The organism is Pseudonocardia nematodicida, from assembly GCF_040105385.1.
Classification (GTDB): Bacteria; Actinomycetota; Actinomycetes; order Mycobacteriales; family Pseudonocardiaceae; genus Pseudonocardia; species Pseudonocardia nematodicida.
This window is the reverse complement of record NZ_JBEDNQ010000007.1, coordinates 294,994-317,525: the sequence shown is the minus strand read 5'-3', so window position 1 is coordinate 317,525 and position 22,532 is coordinate 294,994. Positions and strand designations below refer to the sequence as shown.

The window sequence follows — 22,532 nt, the reverse complement described above, 5'->3', positions numbered from 1 at the left end:
GTCGCGGTCAGGACCGCGACAACCACTCACGAGCGCGGAACGCCGCCTTCGGCCCGCCGCACGATGAGGACGGTCGCCAGGATCGCGACGGCGAGCAGCGGGTAGCCCATCGCGAGGCGGGCGATGCCCAGCCAGGTCTCGGCGTTGGCGTCGTAGAGCAGTCCCTGGACGATCACCCGGGACACGAACACCACCGCCAGGATCCCGGTCGCGAGGGTGTAGGCGCGCAGCAGCGCCCGGTTCTGCCGCCACTCCATCCCGCGCGAGTTGATCCCGTTCCAGATCACCCCGGCCAGCGGCCAGCGCGCGATCATCGACACGATCGCGGCGAGCGCGAAGAACGCGCTGGTCAGCAGGCCCGGCAGGTAGAAGCCGCGGGCCTCGCCGGTCTGGCGCGCGACCAGCGCCGCGATGCCGACGCCGAGCAGCCCGGAGATCGCGGGCTGGATCGGGTCGCGGCGGGCCAGCCGCCAGACCAGCACCAGGGCACCGGCGCCGAGCGCCGCCCACAGCGCCGGTCCCAGCCCGGCGATCAGGTTGACGACGACGAACACGGCGACCGGCACCGACGAGGCGATGATCCCGGGGACCCCGCCCATCTGCTCGAGCAGCGTCGGCGTGCGATCCCCCTCGGTTCCCGCCGGCGGGGTGCGGTCCCCCGGCGGGACGGGCGCGTCCGCGGGGCCCGGCGCGCCGGGTGCGTCGATCCGCGGGAGCCGGGTCGTCGGGGCATCCTGCTGGTGGCGGGGGTCGTTCACTCGCGTCCGATCGCTCGCGGGGGTCCGGCGGCCGCCGGACCCGGTCGTGTCACTGCGCTTGTCTTGTCACTGCGCCTGTCGTGTCACTGCGCCTGTCGTGTCACTGCGCCTGGCAGATCTCGTAGTACGGGTTGTAGAGGATCTTCTTCCCGTCCCGGACGGAGACCCGGCCGCGGACCCGCATCGTGCGCCCGGCCTCGATGCCCGGGATCCGGCGCCGGCCCATCCAGACCAGGGTGACACCGTCGGTGCCGTCGAACAGCTCGGCCTTGAGGGTCGCCTCGGCGCTCTGCGGGCAGTGTTCGACACTCCGGATCCGGCCGAGCATCGTGACCTCCTCGCCGCACGCGCAGTCCTTGGCGGGGCGGGCGCCGGACTCCTCGACGTCCTCGGCGAGATCGCGTGCGTCGAGCTCGTCGACGTCGCTGGTGAGTGTGCGGAGCATCCGGCGGAACGCACCGCCATCCGTGCTGCCCATGTCTCTCCTCGGCCCGCGCGGACCCCGGTCCGTCCGGTGTCCCGCACTGTGCGTGGCACGAGCCGTGCGCACGCGTGTGGCGACCCGACGGGTGTCGTGTTACCGCGCATCAAGCGTAACGCGTGGGGGTCCCGGAATGTGCCCGGGCGGTCCCCCACCCGGGCACGGTGTGTCCGGACACCGATCCTCAGTCCCGGCGGTGCTTGCCGAGGTCGTACGGGTCGCCCGCCGCACCGCGGCGACCGGCCGACCAGCGTCCGGTCAGCCCGGACCCACCGGCGGCCCGGCCGGGGTCGTCGTCCGGCTCGTCGCCGGTCCCGGTGGCACGGTGACCGAGGTTCAGGCCGGAGCGGAAGCCGGCGTCGTGGCCCGCCCGGTCGCCCGGGTCCTCCGTGGTGACCGCGGCCCGCCGGCTGCGGCGGTAGTCGGCCAGCCCGGTGACGCCGGAGCGGTCGTCCTCGTCGCGGTCGCCGTCCGCCCGGCCGTTCCGGGGCCGGGCCTGGCCGGTCTCGTGGGCCGGCCACCGGTCCGACGATGCGCTCCGCAGCAGGTCCTGCAGGGCGCTGCGGGCCTCGTCGGGGGTGACGGGCGGGTCGCCCCGGTACCGGTCGACGACGTCGGCCGACGCGCGGAACAGCTCCTCCCCGCCCGGGCCGTCGTCCTGCCACCCACGGTCCGCATCCCGCGCCCCGCCGTTCCGGCGACGTCCGCCGGCCGGTTCGGCGCCGTTCGACGCCCGAGCGCCGTTCGACGCCCGGGGGCCGGTCCCCGCAGCCCGCGGCGACGCCGGCTCCGGCGTCCCGGCGGACGACGCCAGGATGTCGGCCACCGACCAGCCGGCGCCGCCCGACCCGTGCCGGCCCGGACGACGGCTCGCGGCGATCTCGGCCGAGAGCCAGTCCTCGGCGTCGGACCGTTCGTCGCGCGCGGCCGGGCGCTCCCGGCGGCGCCGCGGGAGCGCTTCCGCCGCCGGAGCGGGTGCGGACCACGGCTCGGGTTCGGGCTCGGGATCGGGTTCCCGGTCGAGCGTCGCCTCCATCAACGGCACGTCGGAGAGCGGGATGTCCTCGATCGCCAACGGGCCGGCCGGGGCACCGCTGTCGCGGCGGCGCCCGGTCGTCCGGTCGGGTCGCGGGGTGTCGGCGTCCTCGCCGGTACGGCCGACGAGCAGGTCCTCGTCGTCGGAGGCGCGTTCCGCGGAACGCCGCCGCCGCGGCTCGGTGCCCGCGGCGGTGGCGCGGCGCGCGCCGGTGCGGCCCTCGGCGTCGTCCGGTCCACCGTCCCGGCTCACGTCCGGGCGGGCGGCCGGTCCGCCGTCCCGACGACGACCGGCCGGCGCGGTGCGCTCCCGGTCCGTCCGGCCGGCGCCGTAGCGCGGGTCCGCGGGCGTCCCGGCCAGCAGGTCGGCGACCGAGAGCGCGGTCACCGCGGGGTCGCGACGGACCGGAGGCTCGGTCATCTCCGGCTCGGCAGCGGCGATCTCGGGAACGACCGGCTCGGGAACGACCGGCTCGGCGACGGCCCGCTCGGGCACGGAACGCTCGGGCACGGAACGCTCGGGCACGGCCGGCTCGCGGGTCGGGGCCGCGGCGGCCCGGCCCGGCACCGGGCGCCCGGTCCGTCCGCCCCCCGGCCGCCGGTCGGCGCGCGGAGCCCGGACCCGTCCGGACCCGGTCGCGGACCGGTCGCGCGACGCGGCGGCGTCCTCGTCCGTCCCGACCTCGGCCGCCGGCCGCCCGGAGCCCCGACGGGCGGAACTGCGGTCCGGGCGGTCCGGCCGGCCGACCCTGCGCCCGTAGTGCGGGCCCGGGGCGTCGGCGCCGTCCTGATCCGCGCCGGACGGCACCGGAGTCCCGGCGGCTCCGACCGGCACCGGCGGCGTGCCGGCCACGGTGGTGCGCTCGGCCGGCGGCTCGGGAGCCGGGCGGGGCGGGGCGACCGCGGTCCGCTCGGCCGGAGCCTCCGGCGGTGCCGCGGCGCGCGCGGCCGGCCGGCGGGGCACCTGCGGGAGCGCGCGGGTCTCCGGCTCCGGCGCGGGCTGCGCGTCCGGCCGGCGACGCACCTCGCCCGCCCGTCCGGACGCAGCCGGACGCGCGGGAGTAGCGGGGCGGGCCGGCGCGGCCGGGCGGGCGTCCTCCCGCGCGGAAGGAGCGCGACCGGCGGCCGGACGCCGGGGCGCCTCGTCGGCCTCGTCGTCGTCCCGCTCGGGGGCCGGTGCCGGCACCGAGACGGTGATGCTGGCCTTCTGCGGCTGCGCGGCCTCGGGCTGCTCGGAGCGCATGTGCTCGGGGAGCTCGAGCGGCAGCACCGTCCGCGGCGGGTACGGCGACTTCCCGCGCACGACGATGATCCCGCGCAGCACCCGGCGCAGCTCGACGTCGAGGGCCTCGACGGTCTCCAGCGACGCGGTGGCGACGCCGTAGACCATCCACCGCGGCCCGTCGCAGCCGACGAACACCGAGGCGGCGTTCTCGGTGCGGGCGTGCAGCTCACGGCCCCAGTCGCCGCGCCCGGCACGGACCCGCGCCCCGCCGTTGCGCAGCGAGGTCTCGATCTCCGCACCCAGGTCGCCCCACAGCCCGGCCGAACGGGGCGCGGCCAGCGCGCTGACCGCGATCCGGCCCTCGGGCAGCATGAGGTGGACCGCCTGCGGGCGCGCGGCGCCGGCCGGCTCCAGCTTCAGCTCGGCGCCGTAGGGCACCGGGACGTGGATCGACCCGAGGTCGACGCGGGCGAGCGCGTCGGTCATGGACGGGTCGAGCTCCTCGACATCGGCCGGACCGAGCGGCCGGCCGCCGCTGCCGGGCGGCGGGACCGAGAGCGGGGCGTCCCCGACGCCGTACTCGTCCTCGTCGTAGTCCCCGGCGTCCTCGTCGTGCACGTCCTGCTCGTCGTCGTACTCGTCGTACTCGTCGTCGGCGTACCCGTCGTCGGAGTACCCGTCGTCGTACCCGGCGGGGCCGCGGCCCCAGCCCGGGTCGTCGGGGTCGCCCCCGTCGAAGCCCTGCGGCGTGCGGTCGCGGGCGTAGGCGGGTTCCTCCGGGGACACGGGCCGGTGGCTGAGCAGCGGCGGCTCGTCCTCGTCCCAGCGGCCGTCCGGGGCGACCCGCTCGTCGTACTCCCCGGATCCGGTGGGGAACCGGCCGGACGCGCCCGGTGCCGGGGCGCGCCCGGGGTCACGGCCGACGGCCCGGACGGCGGTGGTCGCCACCGCCCCGCCGGGCGCTCCGTCCGGCCCGGGACCGCCACGCGGAGCCCCGGGCGGGGTCGCGCCGTTCCGGCCCGCGTCGGCGGACCCGTTGCGGTGCGGCCCGGGTGCTCCGTTGCGGCCCGGCCCTCCGGGGCTGCCGTTCGGCGCACCGTTCCGGGGGACGCCGCCCTGGCCGCGGCCGGCGGGCGGGCCACCGTTGCGACCGGGCGCTGCGGGGCCACCACCGGGCGCCCGGCCGTTCCCGGCCTGCTGCGGTACGCCCGGACCGGGCGGGCCCCAGCCGTCGTCCGGGCCCGCGTACCCGTCGGCGCCGTACCCGTCGTAGTCGTCGTAGCCGTCGTACTCGTCGTCGAAGTCGCCGTATCCCGGGTACGCGGGGTAGGTCCCCGTGCCGGTGTCCTCCATGCCGTGCTCGGGCCGGATGTCGAACATCCGCCCGCGTGATCGTCCTGGCATCAGCCGGCGCCCTCCCCGGGCGCGAGTACCGCGCTCCCCCCGGTCGAACCGTGGCCGGCCGTGCCGCGCACCGACTCCGGCAGCGCGTCGACCTCGACGAACCGTGCCGTCTCGACACGCTGGACGACCAGCTGCGCGATCCGGTCCCCCCGGTGCAGCGCCACCGGCTCGTGGTGGTCGGTGTTGACCAGGCACACCTTGATCTCGCCCCGGTAGCCCGCGTCCACGGTCCCGGGGGCATTGACGATCGACAGGCCGCTGCGGGCGGCCAGCCCGGACCGCGGGTGGACGAACCCCGCGTAGCCCCGCGGCAGCGCCACCGCGACGCCGGTGCCCACGAGCCGGCGTTCACCGGGCGCGAGCACGACGTCGGAGGTGGTCACCAGATCGGCTCCGGCGTCTCCGGGCCGCGCGTAGACGGGCAGCGGGACGCCGGGGTCGAGGCGGGTCAGCAACACGTCGATCGACGGCGCGACCTGCGTCTCGTCCGGGGGAGCGGGGACGGAACCGGGCACGGTCGGCGACGCTACCCTGGGAGCCGTGAGCGATCGGCTTCCGGAAACGGACTCTGCGACGTCCGGCCCCACTGCGTTCGACGAGCGGTTGTCGGTGCCGGTGTGGTGGTACCTGCTCGCGCTCGGGATGGGTGTCCTGCTGGGGGCGCAGATCCACATGGGCTATCCGGGACTGCGGTCCTGGATCGGTTACGTGACGATGGTCCCGCTGTGCCTCGGCGTGCTGTGGTGGATGGGCCGCAGCCGCACGGTCGTCCGTGGCGGGGCCGGTGGCGGGACGCTCGTCTCGAACGGCCGCACGGTGCCGCTGTCGGCGGTCGGGGTCACCGACACCGTGGCCCGCGGGGACAAGCAGGCCGCGATGGGCCCGGACCTGGACCCGACGGCCTACGTCCTGCACCGGGCGTGGATCGGCCCGCTGGTCCGGGTGGAGATCACCGACCCGTCGGTCGGCGAGCCGTACTGGGTGCTGAGCAGCCGCCGTCCCGAGGAGCTGCGCGGCGCGATCGCCGCCCAGCAGCAGGCCCCCACCGGCTGAGGCTCCGCTCCCCCGGCACGACCGGACCCCCGACACGACGAGACCCCGGCGGTGAACCGCCGGGGTCGCTGTCGTATCGGTCGGGCCGCGGCGCCGTCAGGCGCAGTCGCGGCAGATGAACTGGCCGCCGCTGGCGCTGGCGAGCCGGCTCCGGTGGTGCACCAGGAAACAGCTCGCGCAGGTGAACTCGTCCGCCTGCTTCGGCAGGACGTTCACCGTCAGCTCCTCGCCGGACAGGTCCGCCCCCGGGAGCTCGAAACTCTCCGCGGTGTCGGTCTCGTCGACGTCGACGACCGCGGACTGTGCCTCGTTACGACGCTGCTTGAGCTCGTCGAGCGAGTCCTCGGCCATCTCGTCGGCCTCGTTGCGACGCGGGGCGTCGTAGTCGGTCGCCATGGGTCTCACCCTTGCCATTCACTCCGTGCTGCTCACGGCGCGGGTGAGCAGCAGATCCTTCGCATCGGTCGATCGTCGCGTGCCGGTGGTGAACGTCGCGGCGACCAGGTTTGTGCCCGGCGGCGGAAGTGACACCGGTCTCACCCGGGGGACGAACCCCCGAAGATCGACGCGGCTCCGGTCCCGGCGACCGGTCCGGCACCGGCGGCCGGGAGGGTAGCCCAACGCCCGGTGCCCGCTGCAGCACGGTCGGTGTCGGGTGGGCCACAGACGGCCGGAGCGACCGTTCGACCCGGGCGGGAGGGTGTCGCGACACCCCCCGGACGCGGCTCCGCACTAGGGTCTGCGGATGTGACGACGAGCAGCCGCACGCCCACGCCCGGTGCCGATGCCGACGTGGTCGGCGGATGGCTCGCCACGGAGCTCGGCGACGACCGGTGGCGGGAGGCCACGCTGGCCCCGATCGGCGCCGGACGCTCGAACCTGACCTACCGGGTGGACAGCCCGGCCGGAGCCGTCGTCCTGCGCCGGCCGCCGGTCGGCTCGGTCGCCGCGACCGCCCACGACATGGGCCGCGAGCAGCGGGTGATCTCGGCGCTGGCCGGCTCGGCCGTACCGGTTCCCGCCGTGCTGGCGGCCTCGGACGGAGAGGGACCGGACGCCCCGACCGACGCGCCCTGCTTCGTGATGGAACTCGTCGACGGCGTCGTCCCGCTGGACGACCTGCCCGCGGACTGGGCTCCCGCGGACGACGACCGGCGGCGGGCGGGCGAGGCGCTGGTCGACGTGCTCGCGGCACTGCACGCCGTGGACCCGGCCGAGGTCGGGCTGGCCGACTTCGGGCGCCCGGACGGCTTCATGGAGCGCCAGATCCGGCGCTGGGGGAAGCAGTGGGCCGCCGCCCGCGACTCGGACGACGAGTCGGTCCCGGTCGACGCGGAGACCGAGCGGGAGCTGACCCGGCTCTCGGAGCGGCTCGCCGCGGACGTCCCCGCCGCCCAGCGGCACACGATCGTGCACGGCGACTACCGGCCGGACAACTGCGTCTACGACGCCGGGGACCCGGGCCGGATCCTGGCGGTGCTGGACTGGGAGATGTCCACCCTCGGTGACCCGCTCGCCGACGTGGGCCTGCTGCTCGTCTACTGGAAGCAGGCCGGCGACGACGGCGTGTGGGCCGCCGCACAGCCGCTGCCGGGCCCCACCGACCGGCCCGGCTTCCCCACCCGGCGCGAGATCGTCGAGCTCTACGCCGCCCGGACCGGCCTCGACACGACCCCGCTGCCCTGGTATGTGGCCTTCGGCACGTTCAAGCTGGCGGTGGTGCTGGCCGGGATCCTCGCCCGGGTCCGGGCCGGCTCGGTACCGGCGGAGATGGCCGACGGGCTGGACGGCACCGTCGGCCCGATCGTCGCGCTGGGCCACCACGTGCTCGACGGGGGGGCGTTCTAGATGCTCCCGGAGTCGACCCGCTCCACCCGCCCCTACGAGCGCCGCCGCACCCGGCCGATCCTGGTCACCACCGCGGTGCTGGCCGTGCTCGCCGTCGCCACCTGGGTGGTCGTGCTGAGCGCCGTCACCGACGGCCCGTCGTCGACGGTCTGCTCCACCCCGGCAACCGGCCCGGTCGCCGGCACCGAGCTGGACCGCGAGGCGCTCGCCGGGATCACCCCGGCCGCCCCCCGCGACGTCCGCTTCCAGGTGCTCAACGCGGGCGGGCAGCGCGGCCAGGGCACGCTGGTCTCCGCGGAGCTCACCGACCTGGAGTTCGGCGAGGCCGCCGCGCCGGGCAACGACCCCGCGCATCCCGACGGCGACCTCGACTGCATCGGGCAGATGCGGTTCGGGCCCGACGGCGAGGCAGGCGCGGCCACCCTGGCGCTCGCGCTGCCGTGCGTGGAGCTGATCCGCGACGACCGGGGCGGTGCGGTCGTCGACGTCGTGGTCGGCGGCGCCTTCACCGACGTCGCCCCGGGCCGCGCGGCCCGGGACGCGCTGGAGCAGCTGTCCTCGCCGGGGAGCGAGGACGGCGCGCAGGCCGACCCGGCCCGGCTGACCGAGGCGCGGGACGGGGTCTGCTGACCCGGTCAGACGAGGGACGCGCCGGACCGCAGGGCCAGGCCGGCCAGCTCGTGCGCGATCCCGGGGGTGGCGGCCAGCGAGACGTCCGCACCGAGCCGGTCGCCGGCCACTCCCAGGTCCGCGAACACCCCCGGCGGGGCCGCGATGTGCACCAGGGCGCCCGCCTCGCGGGCGATCAGCGCGCCGGCCGCCCAGTCCCACCAGTTGGCGCCGTGCTCGAGGTAGCCGTCCAGCCAGCCGGCCGCGACCGCGCACAGGTCCAGCGCCGCGGCGCCGGCCCGGCGGACGTCGCGCACCTCCGGCAGCATCTCGGCGACCATGCGGGCCTGCCGGGCCCGGCGCTCGGCCCGGTAGGCGAAGCCGGTGCCGACCAGCGACTGCCCGAGCTCGGTGGCCCGTGTGACCGCCAGCGGCCGCCCGTCGCAGGTGGAACCGAGCCCGCGACCGGCCGACCACAGCCGTCCCGCGGCGGGCTCGGCGACCGCCCCGGCGAGGGTCTCGCCGGCCTCGACGGCCGCCACCGAGATCGCGTACCAGGGCAGGCCGTAGAGGTAGTTGACGGTCCCGTCGATCGGGTCGACCACCCAGCGGGCCGTGGCCGCGTCGCCCGCGCCCTCCTCGCCGTAGACCGGTTCACCCGGGCGGAGCTCGGCGAGCCGGGCCCGGACGAAGCGCTCCACCGAGGCGTCGGAGGCGGTCACGACGTCGGTCGGCGAGCTCTTGGTCGTGACCGCCTGCCCGTTCACCTCGCCCGCCGCGTCCCGGGGGCTGGGCAGGCCGCGCAGGTGCTCGGCGGCCTCGGAGGCGACCTGCTCGGCGACGGCGCGCAGGGTGGCGGGATCGGTGCCGGTGGTGGCACGTTCGTGCGGGCTCACCACCCCATCCGACCACGCCGGGAAGGCCCCGGACGCGCGGGGCGGCGTGAGGTGCGTCCCCTGCTGCAGGACGCGGTTACAATGGAACGCGTATCCCGCCTCCGGGACGCGCGGCGACCACCAATGACGCCGGCGACCGAGGTGGAGCCAGGACAGAACATCCCGGCCGGTCCGCGACCTCGTCCCCCCCGACGGGTGCGCCGCGCTCCGCCGGCAGTAACGACTCCAGCGCACGTAGCGAGAGGGCCCAGGTGGCAGCCGCAGACTCCGCAGCACGCAGCGACTCGACCGTCGAGACGACGGCGGGCACCGCATCCCGCAGCCGCCGTCCGTCCGGTGCGACCGCGTCCGCCGCCACGGCGACCGGCACCGCCAAGAAGCCGGCGACGCGGACCCGCAAGGCCGCCGCGCCGAAGACCGGCCCCGCCAAGAAGGCGTCGCCCAAGAAGGCGTCCACGAAGAAGGCCGACGGCGAGGACGCCGACTCCGAGGACGAGGTCGTCCTCGAGGACGGCGAGGACGGTGCCGACATCGAGGCGGACCTCGCCGAGGCCGCCGCGGACGTCGAGGACGTCGTCGAGGACTCCGACGACGAGGACGACTCCGACGACGACACCAACACCGGCAAGAACCGGGTGGCGCCGACCACCCGCGCCTCCCAGCAGAAGTCGGCCGACTTCGTCTGGGACGAGGAGGAGTCCGAGGCCCTGCGCCAGGCGCGCAAGGACGCCGAGCTCACCGCCTCGGCCGACTCGGTCCGCGCCTACCTGAAGCAGATCGGCAAGGTGGCGCTGCTCAACGCCGAGGAGGAGGTCGAGCTCGCCAAGCGGATCGAGGCCGGCCTCTACGGCGCCGAGCGCATCCGCAAGGTGTTCGAATCGAACGAGAAGCTCTCCCCGCAGATGCGGCGCGACCTGCGCTGGATCGTCCGGGACGGCGAGCGCGCCAAGAACCACCTGCTCGAGGCGAACCTCCGGCTCGTGGTCTCGCTGGCCAAGCGCTACACCGGCCGCGGCATGGCGTTCCTGGACCTGATCCAGGAGGGCAACCTGGGTCTGATCCGTGCGGTCGAGAAGTTCGACTACACCAAGGGCTACAAGTTCTCGACCTACGCCACCTGGTGGATCCGGCAGGCGATCACCCGGGCGATGGCCGACCAGGCCCGCACCATCCGCATCCCGGTGCACATGGTGGAGGTCATCAACAAGCTCGGCCGCATACAGCGTGAGCTGCTCCAGGATCTCGGGCGCGAGCCCACTCCCGAGGAGCTCGCCAAGGAGATGGACATCACCCCGGAGAAGGTGCTGGAGATCCAGCAGTACGCCCGGGAACCCATCTCCCTGGACCAGACCATCGGCGACGAGGGCGACTCCCAGCTCGGTGACTTCATCGAGGACTCCGAGGCCGTCGTCGCGGTCGACGCGGTGAGCTTCACGCTGCTGCAGGACCAGCTCCAGTCGGTGCTGGCGACGTTGTCCGAGCGCGAGGCGGGCGTCGTGCGGCTGCGGTTCGGCCTCACCGACGGCCAGCCGCGCACCCTCGACGAGATCGGCCAGGTCTACGGCGTGACCCGCGAGCGGATCCGCCAGATCGAGTCGAAGACGATGTCGAAGCTGCGCCACCCGTCGCGGTCGCAGGTGCTGCGCGACTACCTGGACTGACGCACGTTCCACCCGACAGGCCCCGCCGGTGCGTCCGGCGGGGCCTGTCGCGTTCCGCGGGACGTGCGCAGCGCAACGTTGCAGCAGCCCTGCAGCCCCCAGGGTCGTCGTCGGCCTCCTCGTCCTCCTGCTGGTGCATCCTGATGCGGAGATGCGACGATGGGATCGTGCGGACTACGATCGACCTTCCCGATGACCTGCACCAGCAGGCGATATCGATCGCGCGGGACACCTCCCGGACGCTGAGCGACATCGTCGCCGAGCTGATGCGCCGAGGGCTGGAGCAGGCCCCGCCCACTGCTGTGCATCGAAGCGAGCGAACCGGCCTCCCTGTCATCACCCTCGGTCGAACCGTCACCACCGAGGACGTCCGGTCCCTGCACGACGACCGGTGACGGTGCTGCTCGACGCCAATGTCCTGATCGCCCTGACGATCACCGATCATGTGCACCACGGCGCCGCCGAGGAGTGGTTCGGTGCCACCGACACCGGGTTCGCGACCTGCCCGATCACCGAGGGCGCGCTGGTGCGGCTGCTGATCCGCGACGGCCGCGACGCCGGAGAGGCACACGCCGCCCTGCACGGCCTGCACTCGTCGCGACGCCACGAGTTCTGGTCCGACGACATCGCCTACACCGAGGTCCGGCTGACCGGCGTCGTCGGGCACCGGCAGGTCACGGACGCCTACCTCGCGCAGCTCGCCCGCGCGCACGACGCACGCCTAGCGACGTTCGACCGGGGCCTGGCCGCACAGCACGCCGACGTCGCCGATCTCGTACCGGTCGGCTGAGCCCTCACCCCCGCAGCAGCCGGTTCAGCCCCGGCGCGACGTCCCGGTGCGTCCGCACTGCGGCCATCCGTCCTCCCCCGAGCCGCGCGATCTCCCGCCCCAGCACGGCGTCGTGCTCGCCGTCGGTCTCCAGCAGCACGTGCAGCTCGCCGAACCGCCGGGCGACCGTGCGCGGGTCCGGGCCGGCGTTGTGCACGGCGTCGCTGAGCAGCACCGCGACCCGCCGCCGTTCCCGGGCCCGGGCCCGGGCCAGCTCGGTGTGCGCGACGGACAGCCCGAACCCGACGTCGGTCAGCCCGCGGGCCGGGATCCGCAGCAGCCGGTCGAGCAGCACACCGGGCGTCGCGGGTTCGTCGAGTGTGGACAGCACCGCGGCGTCGGACCAGAACGCGACCAGCGCCAGCCGGTCCCCCGCCCCGCCCGGGTCGCCGGACAGCGCCGCGACCGTCGCCGCGGCGATCCGGACCTTCTCCCCGCGCATCGAGCCCGAGACGTCGACGATCAGCGTGATGGCTCGTGGTGACCCGGTCCGTTCCCGGACGACGATGTCGGTGTCCTCGGGCACCGGCCGCTCGGTGAGCACCTCCAGGGTGCGGTCCAGGTCGATGTCGTCGGAGCGGTAGCGGTAGGGCTGCGGCGAGGGCGCGCCGCGGCCCCGGGAGGCCCGCGGGTCACGGGGCCGCCGCAGGGCCAGCCGGCGGGCGATCCGGCGGGCCATCGCCGTCACCTCGCGGTCGGGCGGGCGGTCCTCCAGCAGTTCGGCGAGGCCGCGGGCCCGCGCCACGTGCGAGGTCGTGAGCGAGCCCTGGCCGCCGACCGGGCCGTGGCCGGGATCTGCCCGGTCCCCGCTCGACCGCTCGACGACGACCGGGGCGCCCGGTCCGCTACGGAACAGATCCGGCGCGGCGGTGAGCTGCTTCGGCCGCCGGCGCAGCGGGGCTAGGCCACGCCGCGACCCGGCGGCGGGCAGCTCTACGGCGTTGTCGACGTCGAGGACATGGGGACCCGGCGCCGCACGCCGGGGCCGGAGAAAAAATGGTCCTGCCAGATCCTGGTGATCACCTCCTCCGGGGTGGTGTCGACGGCGTCGTCCACCGCGATCCGGGCGGACAGCGCGAGCAGCGCGGCGTCGAGGACGAGCCGGGGACGGTCGCCGTCGTGGCTGCCGAGCCGTCCGAGCTCGACGGCGACCGCGGTCAGGTCGATCGCGCCGCGCACGCTGGACCCGCGGCGCAGGTCCGGGTGCGACCGGGTGGCCCGGGTGAGCGCGACGGCGTCGGTGACCAGCTCGGCGTCGTCGCACCCGGTCCGGGCCCGCACGATCGCCTCCTCCTCCCCCGTGTCCTGGTAGCCGACCACCAGCCGGCACCAGCGGTCGTAGACCGAGTCGGAGATCCGGGCGGTGCCGACGTCGTCGAACGGGTTCATCGACGCGAGCACCCGGAAGGTCGGCGCCGCGCTGATCGCGCCGACCCGGGGCACCGTCACCTCGCGCTCGGCCATCGCGCCGAGCAGCACGTTGAGCGTGTCCTCGGGCGCCCGGTTGAGCTCCTCGATGTAGAGGAACCCACCCTCGCGCATCGCCGCGACCAGCGGGCCGGGCACGAAGTTCTCCGGTGAGTAGTCCTCGCGCAGCACCCGGGCCGGGTTGTGGTGCCCGACCAGCCGGGCCGGGGTCAGCTCGGCGTTGCCCTCGACCAGCACGAACGGCACGCCCCAGTGACCGGTGATCGCCCGCAGCATCGTCGACTTCGACACCCCCGGCGGGCCCTCCAGCATCACGTCCCGCCCGGCGGACACCGCCGCGAGCACCAGGTCGAGCTCGCGGCGGCGGCCGATCACGACGCGGGAGATCGCGTCCCGCGCGGACGGCGCACTCACTTCTGCAGGAACCCGCCGTCGACCGGCAGCATCGTCCCGGTGACGTAGCGCCCCTCGTCGGAGGCGAGGTAGACGATCGCGTTCGAGATGTCGACCGGCTCGACCATCTCGACCGGCAGCATGTTCTGCAGGTTCTCGCCGAACGACGGGTCGCCGGAGATGATCCCGCCGATGTAGTCGTTGGTGACCATCGGCGTGTTCACCCCGGTGGGGTGCACGGTGTTGACCCGGATCGAGTACGGCGCCAGCTCGGTGGCCAGGTTGCGCATCAGCCCGACGACGCCGTGCTTGGCGGCGACGTAGTGGCCGGTGCGGGCCATGCCCTTCACCCCGGCCGTCGAGCTGGTGAGCACGATCGCGCCGCCGTTGCCGGCGTCGATCATCGCCGGGACCGCGGCGCGGACGGTCTTCCAGACCCCGGTGAGGTTGACCCCGATCATCTCCTCCCACTCGTCGTCGGTGATCGACCAGGTGTTGTCGGCGAACCCGGCGATGCCGGCGTTGCCGCACACGATGTCGAGCCGGCCGAACTCGGCCACGCCGGCCTCCACGACGGACTGCACGGCCGCGGTGTCGCGGACGTCGGCCTCGCGGGCGACGATCCGCCGGTCGAGCTCCTCGACCAGCTTCACCGTCTCGGCCAGGTCCTCGGGCCGGGACAGCGGGTAGTGCACCGAGTCGAGCCGGCCGCAGAGGTCGAACGCGATGACGTCGGCCCCCTCCTCGGCCAGCCGCACCGCGTGCGACCGGCCCTGTCCGCGCGCGGCCCCGGAGACCAGCGCGACCTTTCCCTCCAGGCGTCCAGGCATGATCGTGTCCTCTCCGAGTCAGGCGGCGTTGTTCGCGTTCATGCCGGCGGCGACCGCGATGGTCTCGCCGGTGATGAATCGGGCCTCGTCGGAGGCGAGGAAGAGCATCGTGTTCGAGATGTCGACCGGCTCGATCCACGGGACGGGCACCGGGTTCAGCGACTGGAACGCCGGTGCGGCATCGTCACGGGTCGGGTTCGCGACGCCGGGCAGGAACAGCTCGTAGGCCGCCGGGTTCTGGATCATCCCGGTGTCCACGCTCGTCGGGCAGATCGCGTTGACGGTGATCCCGTTGCTCGCGACCTCGATCGCGGTGGACTTGACCAGCCCGATCACGCCCCACTTGGCGGCGACGTAGTGGGCGATGTTGCCCATGCCGACCTTTCCCGCCATCGACGAGGTCGCGACGATCCGCCCGTGCCCCTGCTCGATCATCGTCGGCAGCACGGCCCGGAACGCGTGGAAGACGCCGGTCAGGTTGACCGCGATCATCTCCTGCCACATGTCCCCGGACATCTCCGCGACCGTGCCGAACGAGAAGATCCCGGCGTTGGCCAGCAGGACGTCGATCCGGCCCAGCTCGGTGCGGGCCCGGTCGGCGAAGTCCTGGACCTGGTCCCGGTCGCGGACGTCGGCCCGGACCGCGACGCAGCGGCGGTCCAGCTCCTCGACGAGCTTGACCGTCTCGTCGAGCTCGGCCTGCCGGCCCGTCGGGTACGGGACGGTGCCCATCTGGTCGGTGATGTCGCAGAACGCGATGTCCGCGCCCTCCCGGGCGAAGGCCAGGGCGTGCGACCGCCCCTGCCCCCGGGCTCCTCCCGTGATCAGGACGACCTTGCCGTCGTACCGTCCCATCGTTCCTCCTTCTCGGCCGAACTCCGTTGTTCTCCGTGGATCAGTGCTGTCTTCAACGCGCGAGGGCGCCGCCGTCGACCGCGAGGCAGTGCCCCGTGACGCGGCGCGCGTCGTCGCCGAGCAGCCACAGCAGGGCCCCGGTGATCTCGTCCGGCGAGATCACCTCGGCGAGCAGCTGGTCGTGCAGCCACCGTTTGTGCACCTCGTCGGGGGCGAGGCCGAGCTCGTCGGCGAGCCCGGCGACCATCGGGGAGTCGACGGCGCCGGGCAGGATCGCGTTGACCGTGACGCCGTCGGGCGCGAGCTCGACGGCCATCGCGCGGGTCAGCCCGACGACGCCGTGCTTGGCGGCGACGTAGTGCGCGAACTCGGGGACCGCCCGGGCTCCCCCGGTCGAGGCGATGTTCACGACGCGGCCGCGCGGCGAGCGGCGCACGTGCGGGGCGGCCGCGCGGGACACCCGCCACACCCCGGACAGGCCGGTGTCGACGACGGCGTCCCACTCGGCGTCGGACAGCTCCCAGAACGGGGCGCTGGTGACGACGGCGGCGTTGTTGACCACCACGTCCACCCGGCCGAAGCCGGCGGTCAGGGTGTCGACGGCGGCGGTCACCTCGGCGGTGTCCCGGACGTCGGCGACCAGCGGGACCGCGCGTCCCCCGGCGGCCGTGATCTCGGCGACGACGGCATCGAGCTCGTCGCGCGTCGCGAGCGGGTAGGCGGGCACGTCCTGGACCCGGCACACGTCCAGGGCTCCGACGGCGGCGCCGGCGGCGGCGAGGCAGTGCGAGCGGCCCTGCCCGCGGGCCGCGCCGGTGACGAGGGCGACCTGGCCGGTGAGATCGGGCAGTTCCATCCCACCTCCGGGCGTCGGAGAACCCGGCGGAACCGTCCGGATCCGGCTCACGGTCATCGTCGACAGCGGCCGTCTGTGAGGTGTAGCACTAGGCAAGAAACCCGTACAAACCGTTCCCGGACGGTTCCGCACGGATCGGGGGTGCCTGGTGAGCTCCGAGGGCTGGTTCACGACGGGTGAGGCGTGTGCGGTGCTCGGGATCAGCCGCACGACCCTTCTGGCGGCGGAAACGGCGGGCGTCCTCGCCGCGGTCCGTACCCCGGGTGGGCACCGGCGCTACCCGGCTGCGGAGCTGCAGCGCTACCTCGGTGTGCCGGTCCCGCCGCGCCCCCGCCCGGTGGAGGACCGGCCCCGCGCCGTCGTCATCGATGCCGGGGTGGCCCGGACGGTCAGTGACGCGGTCCGGCCGCTCGCCCGTGCCCTGGACGCCGAGTGCGCGGGCCTGTATCTGACCGGCCCGGACGGCTGGAGCTTCGCTGGTGCCGCGGGTATCCCACGCTGGCTCGCCGCGCGGCTCACCGACGAACCCCCGCCGGAGCAGGTGGTCGCCTCGCTGGAGGCGACGTCGGCGCAGCTGTTCGAGCCGGCTGCCGTGGGGTTTCCAGACGGACGCTCGGCCGGCCACGGGATCGTCGCCGGCGTAGGTGCCGGTGACCGCCGGTACGGGACACTGTTCCTGGTGACCCGCCCCGGCAACCTCCCCCTACCGGCCGAGCTGCGCATGGTGGAGGCGGCCGCCGAACTGCTGGGGCTGCTGGTGGCGCAGCTCGCGGAGGTGTCGGCGCTGCGCGGGCGGCTCCGCCGGATCGCCACGCTCTGCGACAACGGCGGGGCGCTGGGGGACGGCCGGGCGCCGGAAGATCGGCGGCACCCCGGCAGCCCGGGCTGATGTCTGCTCGGCGCCCCGGGTTCTGTTATCCGGAGTGGACAGTACGGCGGTAGATGTCAGTCGGGCAGCATCGTCGTTCCTGCGGCAGCACGCCGGAGGAGGTCGGACCGGAGGACGCGGACCCGCCCACGCCCCGTCTCGACCACGCCGGCGGACCGAAGACGCGCGAGCGCCTTCACGGTCGCCTCCCGTGATGCCCCGACTGCCTCCCCCATCTCGGTCTGGGTGAGGCCGATCCACTCCCCGTCGTCCATGGAGACGAGGAGGACGGCCACCCTGCTCGTGGTGTCGAGCGAGCCGAACTCGAGCCGTCGGAGGTCTGCCTCACGGAGGCGCGACACAAGCAGACGCAACAACATGACGGCGTCGTCCGGTCGCGCCGTCAGGCGGGCTCGGAACTGGGAGGCCGGCACGACCCACCCGTCGGCATCGGTGAGGGCCACGACTCCGGCCGAGCGCGGCAACTCGTCGAGCGCACCGAACTCACCCAGAACATCGCCCGGCCCCCGTAGCGCCAGCACGACCTGCTTTCCCACCGGCGAATGCGCCAGGACCTTCACCGAACCCGAGCGCAGCAGCACCACGGAGTCGGACCGTTCGCCCTGACGGATGACATGGGCACCGGCGCTCCAGGACCGGATCCGACCGGCATCACGGATCCAGGTCGTCAGTGATCGGTCGGCGTCGACGTCGACCTCCTCGGGTGGGATCGCTGTTTGTGCGTCGGAGTACGCAGACCGGCGGGGTCGATCCATCGTGTCATCGGAGCATGACCGGTGACACGGCTTCTCCCGACACGGCTCCGGCGCTGGAGCGCGACCTCGACATCGGACTGTCCGTCGCGGCGGAGGTGAACCGCGTCGTCGTCGCGATGGACACCAAAGCCGGCTTCCTCCTGGCCACGCAGGGAGTGGTCCTCGCCGCGACGGCGTCAGCGCTGCGGCCCGGCGCCGAGATGTCCACCGCTCGGGGTGGCGGGATCGCCGTCCTGCTCCTCGCGGTGGGCGCGATGGCTCTGGTGCTGGCTGTGCTCTGGCCGCGTACCCACGGGCCGGCACCCCGTTGGGTCACATTCGCCGGCTTCGCATCCGGCGCAGCGGTCCCGGCGAGACCGAACGCTGCGGTCCTCGCCGACCAGGCCTGGTTGCAGGTCTCGAGCCTCGCGGAGATCGCGCGGCGGAAGCTGCGGTGGTTCCGCGCCGCGCTGATCGTCGCGTCGGCGGAGCTCGCCGGTTTCGTCCTGTGGCTAACGCTCGGTGCCGACCTGGCGAGCACAACGTGATCGACGATGGACGAGATGTGATGGGGTGCTCAGTCTCGATGACCGCCGTTCCGACCCATGACCTTCCGCCCTACCGGGCGATGCTGGCCGTTGATGTGAAGGACTTCAGCTCCCGGCCCGGCCGAGATCATCACGACCTGACCGAAGAGATCCCCGGCATTCTGCGGGCGGCGTTCGCACGAGGCGGCAGGGAGAGCGCCTGGGTCGACGACAGATGCTTCCACCGTTCGGATGGCGATGGGTACGTTGCGGGATTCCGTCCAGCGATCTTGCCCTTCCTGATCACCACCTTCCTGTCCGAACTGCAGAACGAGCTTGCAGAACGGGACGGCGTCGGCAGAGGCGACCATCGCGATCCGATCCGGATGCGGGTGAGCATCAACGTCGGACCGGTCGCGAGTTCGGGTGGGAACACCATCGCTGACGGCAGCGGCAGAGCACGCATCGAGCTTCACCGGTTCCTCGACTGCGCGGCAGTCCGACAAGCGCTCGATCGCTCCGATCCCGCAACGCACGTGGCCGCGATCATCTCCCGGCACGCCTTCGACGACGCCGTGCTGACCGGGTATGCGGGAGAGGGGGCGCACGCCTACTTCACTCCGGTGCCGGTCGACATCCCCGAGAAGAAGTTCCGCGGTGAGGCTTATCTGCGGGTGCCGAACGCGACGGGCGATCTCGTGGCCAGGGGTCTGCAACCGGAGCGGTCCCGCTCATCGGGCACGGCGACCGACGCCGTCGACGCCGACGGACCGACGCCGCAGGTACGGACCACCATCACGAACAACGACGGCGTCGTGCACTCCGGCATCGGCAACCTCTACACGAGGCGGCAGCGTCGTGACCGCTGAGGACTCGGAGTCTCCCGGCGAAGGGCCGGAACAGCCCCCGGACATCGGCGCGCAGGCGCACACCGCCATCACCGCCAACCGAGGCGCGGTCAATTCCGGGGCTGGCGACCAGACCGTGTACATCACGCAGATCGCCGAGGCGGTCATTCAAGAACGCCGGCGGCTCGGTCCGCTCTCGATCGACGAGCATACGGAGCAACGGCTGACCACTGTCTTCGTCGCGCCCGAGGGATACGACGAGGCGCGGGCGGTCCTCCGTGAACGTCGCGTCGTCGTCCTGTGCGGGGACCCCGGTAGCGGGTTGCGCACCAGTGCGGTGAATCTCCTGGCCGAGCACCGAGTGCACCACGGCGGCGGCATCCGCGATCTTCATGCCTCGGACGGCGAGGACGACGACTTCTTCCATTCCGACGACATCACCACCTCGGCGTCGTTGCTCGCCGATTTCTCGGGGACCGGGGACGCGACCCGGCGTCTGGCGCGACTCGAGACGCTGCTCACCGTGGTCCGCGACAAGCGAGCCGCACTCGCTGTCGTTCTGCGCGGACCCGGCACAGCGTCGATTCCCGACGAACTCGGACGAGCGAGGTGCGCCATCGCCCGCCCCGACGGGGTAGCGGCCCTGCTGAAGAACCTCGAGTACGAAGGCGTCGCCGGAGGAAGCTCGCCGGAGTGGCCTCCCGGTCTGCACGAGTTCGTCGGCCGATCCCCTTTGTCGGACATCGGCGAGCTCGCACGGAAGGTCGTCCGGGCGCGGGCTACTGAGCCGACGAGCGACTTCGGAGCCTGGGTGGGAACGGCGTTAAATGCCGTCAGGGCCGGTGAGTCCCAGGCCGTTCAGAAACTCGGCGCGACGCAGGACGGACGGACCCGCGCACTCGCCTTCGCCGCCGCGATGTTCGAGGGATGCTCCGTCGACACCGTGTTTGCTGCCGAGTCCCGATTGCTCCACGCCGTCGGACTGACCATGGACGATCATGACCTCGCCCGGCCGGACTTTCACCGCCGCCTCGACACGGTCGGCGTTCGTGTCGTTGACGGGTGTGTCCATTTCGAAGGCTTCGACGCAGCGAACTCCGTCCGCCACTATTTCTGGGAACGGTTCCCGGGCCAGCGCCGAGCCTTTCACGACTGGTTGGTGGACGCGCCGGCGTTCCCTCGAAACAGCCGGATCGCTCCACACGAGTACGTCGGCCGTTACGTCGACCACGCGCTGGAAGTCGACCGCACCCAGCTCGTTGCGGACGCGATCGAGACCTGGACCGACAGCCCGTCGAGCCACGTCCTCGCCGGACTCGCCTTGACCCAGGGAGTGCTCCACCGTCGGCACGGCGCATTCTTTCGACGTCGTTGTTACGACTGGGCGACGACCGATCGCACTACCGCCGGCCTCCTCCATCTGGTGGCGACGGTCTCCGCAGAGGTGATCGCACCGGAATGGCCCGGCCAGGCCATCGTCCGGTTGCACCACCTGACGCAGCGGTCCGACCGCACCGTCGCCGCCGCGGCCAGGGACAACCTGAAGGACGTCACGCGGACCGATATCGGCCTGCGTCACTTCGTGCACCGGATCGACGAGCGCAGGTCAGCGGGCGGTGCCGCGGATCACGACCTATTCCTCGACATCGTCGATCCCGCCCGGCTCGCCGCAGCGCCCTCGACCGCACAGGATCTCTCGGCGCGACTCGTTTCGTGCTGGGCGGCTGTGTTCCGAGGGCGGTCGAAGGAGACGTTCTCGGCTCCGGTCCGGCAGTGGCTGACGGCGGAGAGCGCGACCGTGGACGGCGCCGGGCTCGCCGAGGTCCTGGGTCGGGCGGCCAACGCCCCCGGCCGGGGCGCCGCTCTGCACGCACTCGTGCACGACTGGCTCGCCGAACCCGCGAGCGAACACCCCACCCAACGTCGTGCAGCTGCACGACGCCTGCTTGCCGCGCTCGACCGCCGGCCCCCGGCGGCAGATCACTGATGGAGGTCGACGGTTCCCCCATGAACGACTACCGCATCCAGGTCGGCGGGCTCACCGGAGGATCGATCCTCCTGCCCCTGCTCCTCCTGCCGGCCGGGCTCTCGATCGTGACGTCCCTGGTCATCACGGTGATCCTGCTGGTGAGCGTCATCGTGTACAGCGTCGTCAGGAAGCCCCCACCGGAGCCGGCCCGCACATTGTGGCCCGACCCGCCACAGCCTCCGCGGGAGCCCGCGCCGCCGCCCCGCCCGCCGGCGCCGACGACGTTCCCGGCGACCGTGAGCCTCCCCAGCTCCCGACCGGACTACCGCTTCGCCGTCTCGGCCACCGTCGCCTGGGAACCGATGGGCGACCGCACCGACCACGACGACCGCGACGCCCTCGCCCACACCACCTTCGTCGCGCGCGCAGCATCGATCACCGCGCGCTTCTCGCTCGTCGACTGGGAGGAGGCCGAGCAGGCGCTCCGAGCCGAGCTCGGCGCCCCGAAGCAGGACGAGAGCCACACCGTCCACGTCTCCGCCTCGGACATCTCGCTCAGCACCGACGAGAAGGACGTCGATCGGGTCCGGAGCATCGAGACCCTGCGCAAGCAGAAGGAGCATTTCGAGTACCGGCGCGAGCACGAGAAGGCGGTCCGTACTTACCTCGGCGGCGACGCACTGATCTCCCCCGGCAGCACGCTGATCTGGTGGTTGACAAGGAACCTCGATCGTCCGGGTGACGCCGTGCAGCAGGCTGTGGAGCGGATCCCGACGTTCGCCCGCATCAGTGCCGCCGCCCAGGACAGCGACGACCCGTCGGCCTACCCGCCGCCCGTCGACCCACGAGACGACGATGCGGGCCGTGTCCTGTTCGAGGAGGCGCTGCCCGATGATGACGAAGACCGTTTCCTCGCCCAGTACCTCGCGCGAACTGCCGACGAGCACGGCCGGTCCGACTTCGGCGACCGTATCCGTCGCGCCTACCGGTTACAGGACCTCGACGATGTCGCGGACAGCACGCAATCGGTTACCTCGGCCCGTGACGGAGCCGGCGAAGAGACCGTGGGACAGGAGGATCCGGAAGCGATGGAACCGGAAGAGCGCGGGGCGCCTTCCGACGAGCACGGCGGCGTAGGGAGGCGCTGGGAACGAACCGAGTCACCGATCGACGAGCCGGACGATGCCCCTCCGCCGGAGGGCGCCGGCTGACGGCGACGCTCGCCGTGTGCCGTCGTTGTCGTGCCGGCTGTCTTGGCGACGCGACACCGGGAGAGCGACGGGGCGGGGCGCTGAGATCGTCGCCCATCGCCGGTCCGGAGTGCGCGCGCTGATCGGATACTCGCGCGTGTCGGGTCGTCCGCGTTGGGTCGATCAGCAGGTATCCGGTCGACCGGCACGCGTT

Annotated in this window: 23 protein-coding genes; 11 read left to right on the top strand and 12 right to left on the bottom strand. The window is 73.6% G+C overall.

Going from position 1 to position 22,532, the window contains the following annotated elements:
• Positions 1-26: 26 nt before the first annotated feature.
• The 4 genes from WIS52_RS18685 to dut all read right to left on the bottom strand — a co-directional run bounded on the left by WIS52_RS18685 (position 27) and on the right by dut (position 5,418).
• A complete protein-coding gene (locus WIS52_RS18685; protein WP_349299565.1) occupies positions 27-758 on the bottom strand; it encodes a DUF3159 domain-containing protein in 732 nt (243 codons plus the stop codon).
• Between the two features lie 100 nt (positions 759-858).
• A complete protein-coding gene (locus WIS52_RS18680) occupies positions 859-1,236 on the bottom strand; it encodes an OB-fold nucleic acid binding domain-containing protein (protein WP_349299564.1) in 378 nt (125 codons plus the stop codon).
• A 187-nt stretch (positions 1,237-1,423) separates the two neighbouring features.
• Positions 1,424-4,903, bottom strand: coding sequence for a DUF3710 domain-containing protein (locus WIS52_RS18675; RefSeq protein WP_349299563.1), 3,480 nt, complete (start codon positions 4,901-4,903; stop codon positions 1,424-1,426).
• Positions 4,903-5,418 (bottom strand): dUTP diphosphatase, encoded by a 516-nt coding sequence (gene dut, locus WIS52_RS18670; RefSeq protein WP_349299562.1) that lies wholly within the window; start codon positions 5,416-5,418, stop codon positions 4,903-4,905. Before dut ends, WIS52_RS18675 begins: the two co-directional genes overlap by 1 nt.
• A 25-nt stretch (positions 5,419-5,443) precedes the next feature.
• On the opposite strand from dut, the gene WIS52_RS18665 reads away from it, so the two are divergent.
• Positions 5,444-5,956, top strand: coding sequence for a DUF3093 domain-containing protein (locus WIS52_RS18665; protein WP_349299561.1), 513 nt, complete (start codon positions 5,444-5,446; stop codon positions 5,954-5,956).
• A gap of 96 nt (positions 5,957-6,052) precedes the next feature.
• Here the strand turns inward: WIS52_RS18665 and WIS52_RS18660 are convergent, their stop codons facing one another.
• Positions 6,053-6,352, bottom strand: coding sequence for a DUF4193 domain-containing protein (locus WIS52_RS18660; protein ID WP_349299560.1), 300 nt, complete (start codon positions 6,350-6,352; stop codon positions 6,053-6,055).
• A gap of 351 nt (positions 6,353-6,703) precedes the next feature.
• On the opposite strand from WIS52_RS18660, the gene WIS52_RS18655 reads away from it, so the two are divergent.
• Positions 6,704-7,804, top strand: coding sequence for a phosphotransferase family protein (locus WIS52_RS18655; protein WP_349299559.1), 1,101 nt, complete (start codon positions 6,704-6,706; stop codon positions 7,802-7,804).
• A complete protein-coding gene (gene cei / locus WIS52_RS18650; RefSeq protein ID WP_349299558.1) occupies positions 7,805-8,434 on the top strand; it encodes an envelope integrity protein Cei in 630 nt (209 codons plus the stop codon). It begins immediately after the preceding gene.
• 5 nt (positions 8,435-8,439) lie between these two features.
• Here cei and WIS52_RS18645 read toward each other — a convergent pair whose 3' ends face one another.
• Entirely contained in the window at positions 8,440-9,309 is an 870-nt protein-coding gene (locus WIS52_RS18645; protein WP_349299557.1) for an inositol monophosphatase family protein, read from the bottom strand.
• 92 nt (positions 9,310-9,401) lie between these two features.
• Here WIS52_RS18645 and WIS52_RS18640 point away from each other — a divergent pair, with 92 nt between their 5' ends.
• The 3 genes from WIS52_RS18640 (at position 9,402) to WIS52_RS18630 (ending at position 11,760) form a co-directional block, all read left to right on the top strand.
• On the top strand, positions 9,402-10,970 hold the full coding sequence (locus tag WIS52_RS18640) for an RNA polymerase sigma factor (RefSeq protein WP_349299643.1): 1,569 nt from the start codon (positions 9,402-9,404) through the stop codon (positions 10,968-10,970).
• Between the two features lie 167 nt (positions 10,971-11,137).
• Positions 11,138-11,365 (top strand): antitoxin, encoded by a 228-nt coding sequence (locus WIS52_RS18635; protein ID WP_349299556.1) that lies wholly within the window; start codon positions 11,138-11,140, stop codon positions 11,363-11,365.
• On the top strand, positions 11,362-11,760 hold the full coding sequence (locus WIS52_RS18630; protein WP_349299555.1) for a TA system VapC family ribonuclease toxin: 399 nt from the start codon (positions 11,362-11,364) through the stop codon (positions 11,758-11,760). The genes WIS52_RS18635 and WIS52_RS18630 overlap by 4 nt, the downstream gene beginning before the upstream one ends.
• A 4-nt stretch (positions 11,761-11,764) precedes the next feature.
• Here the strand turns inward: WIS52_RS18630 and WIS52_RS18625 are convergent, their stop codons facing one another.
• The 5 genes from WIS52_RS18625 to WIS52_RS18605 form a co-directional block, all read right to left on the bottom strand.
• Positions 11,765-12,544, bottom strand: coding sequence for a vWA domain-containing protein (locus WIS52_RS18625; protein WP_349299554.1), 780 nt, complete (start codon positions 12,542-12,544; stop codon positions 11,765-11,767).
• Positions 12,545-12,732: 188 nt separating this feature from the next.
• Positions 12,733-13,641, bottom strand: a complete 909-nt coding sequence (locus WIS52_RS18620; protein WP_349299553.1) for an AAA family ATPase — start codon at positions 13,639-13,641, stop codon at positions 12,733-12,735.
• Positions 13,638-14,450, bottom strand: a complete 813-nt coding sequence (locus WIS52_RS18615) for a mycofactocin-coupled SDR family oxidoreductase (RefSeq protein ID WP_349299552.1) — start codon at positions 14,448-14,450, stop codon at positions 13,638-13,640. The genes WIS52_RS18620 and WIS52_RS18615 overlap by 4 nt, the downstream gene beginning before the upstream one ends.
• 18 nt (positions 14,451-14,468) lie before the next feature.
• A complete protein-coding gene (locus WIS52_RS18610; RefSeq protein ID WP_349299551.1) occupies positions 14,469-15,305 on the bottom strand; it encodes a mycofactocin-coupled SDR family oxidoreductase in 837 nt (278 codons plus the stop codon).
• 52 nt (positions 15,306-15,357) lie between these two features.
• Entirely contained in the window at positions 15,358-16,161 is an 804-nt protein-coding gene (locus WIS52_RS18605) for an SDR family oxidoreductase (protein ID WP_349299550.1), read from the bottom strand.
• Positions 16,162-16,309: 148 nt separating this feature from the next.
• Between WIS52_RS18605 and WIS52_RS18600 the strand changes: the two genes are divergently transcribed.
• On the top strand, positions 16,310-17,050 hold the full coding sequence (locus WIS52_RS18600; protein WP_349299549.1) for a helix-turn-helix domain-containing protein: 741 nt from the start codon (positions 16,310-16,312) through the stop codon (positions 17,048-17,050).
• Positions 17,051-17,106: 56 nt separating this feature from the next.
• Here WIS52_RS18600 and WIS52_RS18595 read toward each other — a convergent pair whose 3' ends face one another.
• Positions 17,107-17,805, bottom strand: a complete 699-nt coding sequence (locus WIS52_RS18595; protein WP_349299548.1) for a Crp/Fnr family transcriptional regulator — start codon at positions 17,803-17,805, stop codon at positions 17,107-17,109.
• A 14-nt stretch (positions 17,806-17,819) separates the two neighbouring features.
• Between WIS52_RS18595 and WIS52_RS18590 the strand changes: the two genes are divergently transcribed.
• The 4 genes from WIS52_RS18590 to WIS52_RS18575 are packed head-to-tail and all read left to right on the top strand — an operon-like array spanning position 17,820 to position 22,339.
• Positions 17,820-18,332 (top strand): hypothetical protein, encoded by a 513-nt coding sequence (locus tag WIS52_RS18590; protein WP_349299547.1) that lies wholly within the window; start codon positions 17,820-17,822, stop codon positions 18,330-18,332.
• 38 nt (positions 18,333-18,370) lie between these two features.
• A complete protein-coding gene (locus WIS52_RS18585) occupies positions 18,371-19,180 on the top strand; it encodes a hypothetical protein (protein WP_349299546.1) in 810 nt (269 codons plus the stop codon).
• Complete coding sequence (locus tag WIS52_RS18580; protein ID WP_349299545.1) at positions 19,170-21,146, top strand: hypothetical protein; 1,977 nt, start codon at positions 19,170-19,172, stop codon at positions 21,144-21,146. Before WIS52_RS18585 ends, WIS52_RS18580 begins: the two co-directional genes overlap by 11 nt.
• Positions 21,147-21,166: 20 nt before the next feature.
• Positions 21,167-22,339, top strand: a complete 1,173-nt coding sequence (locus WIS52_RS18575) for a hypothetical protein (protein ID WP_349299544.1) — start codon at positions 21,167-21,169, stop codon at positions 22,337-22,339.
• The last annotated feature ends 193 nt before the right edge of the window (positions 22,340-22,532 follow it).

Excerpts from the sequence above, each read along its gene's own strand:
- WIS52_RS18590 (WP_349299547.1), top strand. The coding sequence starts at position 17,820 with ATGACCGGTGACACGGCTTCTCCCGACACGGCTCCGGCGCTGGAGCGC.
- cei (WP_349299558.1), top strand. The coding sequence starts at position 7,805 with ATGCTCCCGGAGTCGACCCGCTCCACCCGCCCCTACGAGCGCCGCCGC.
- WIS52_RS18615 (WP_349299552.1), bottom strand. The coding sequence starts at position 14,450 with ATGCCTGGACGCCTGGAGGGAAAGGTCGCGCTGGTCTCCGGGGCCGCG.
- WIS52_RS18605 (WP_349299550.1), bottom strand. The coding sequence starts at position 16,161 with ATGGAACTGCCCGATCTCACCGGCCAGGTCGCCCTCGTCACCGGCGCG.
- WIS52_RS18680 (WP_349299564.1), bottom strand. The coding sequence starts at position 1,236 with ATGGGCAGCACGGATGGCGGTGCGTTCCGCCGGATGCTCCGCACACTC.
- WIS52_RS18585 (WP_349299546.1), top strand. The coding sequence starts at position 18,371 with ATGACCGCCGTTCCGACCCATGACCTTCCGCCCTACCGGGCGATGCTG.
- WIS52_RS18660 (WP_349299560.1), bottom strand. The coding sequence starts at position 6,352 with ATGGCGACCGACTACGACGCCCCGCGTCGCAACGAGGCCGACGAGATG.
- WIS52_RS18610 (WP_349299551.1), bottom strand. The coding sequence starts at position 15,305 with ATGGGACGGTACGACGGCAAGGTCGTCCTGATCACGGGAGGAGCCCGG.
- WIS52_RS18595 (WP_349299548.1), bottom strand. The coding sequence starts at position 17,805 with ATGGATCGACCCCGCCGGTCTGCGTACTCCGACGCACAAACAGCGATC.
- WIS52_RS18575 (WP_349299544.1), top strand. The coding sequence starts at position 21,167 with ATGAACGACTACCGCATCCAGGTCGGCGGGCTCACCGGAGGATCGATC.
- WIS52_RS18675 (WP_349299563.1), bottom strand. The coding sequence starts at position 4,903 with ATGCCAGGACGATCACGCGGGCGGATGTTCGACATCCGGCCCGAGCAC.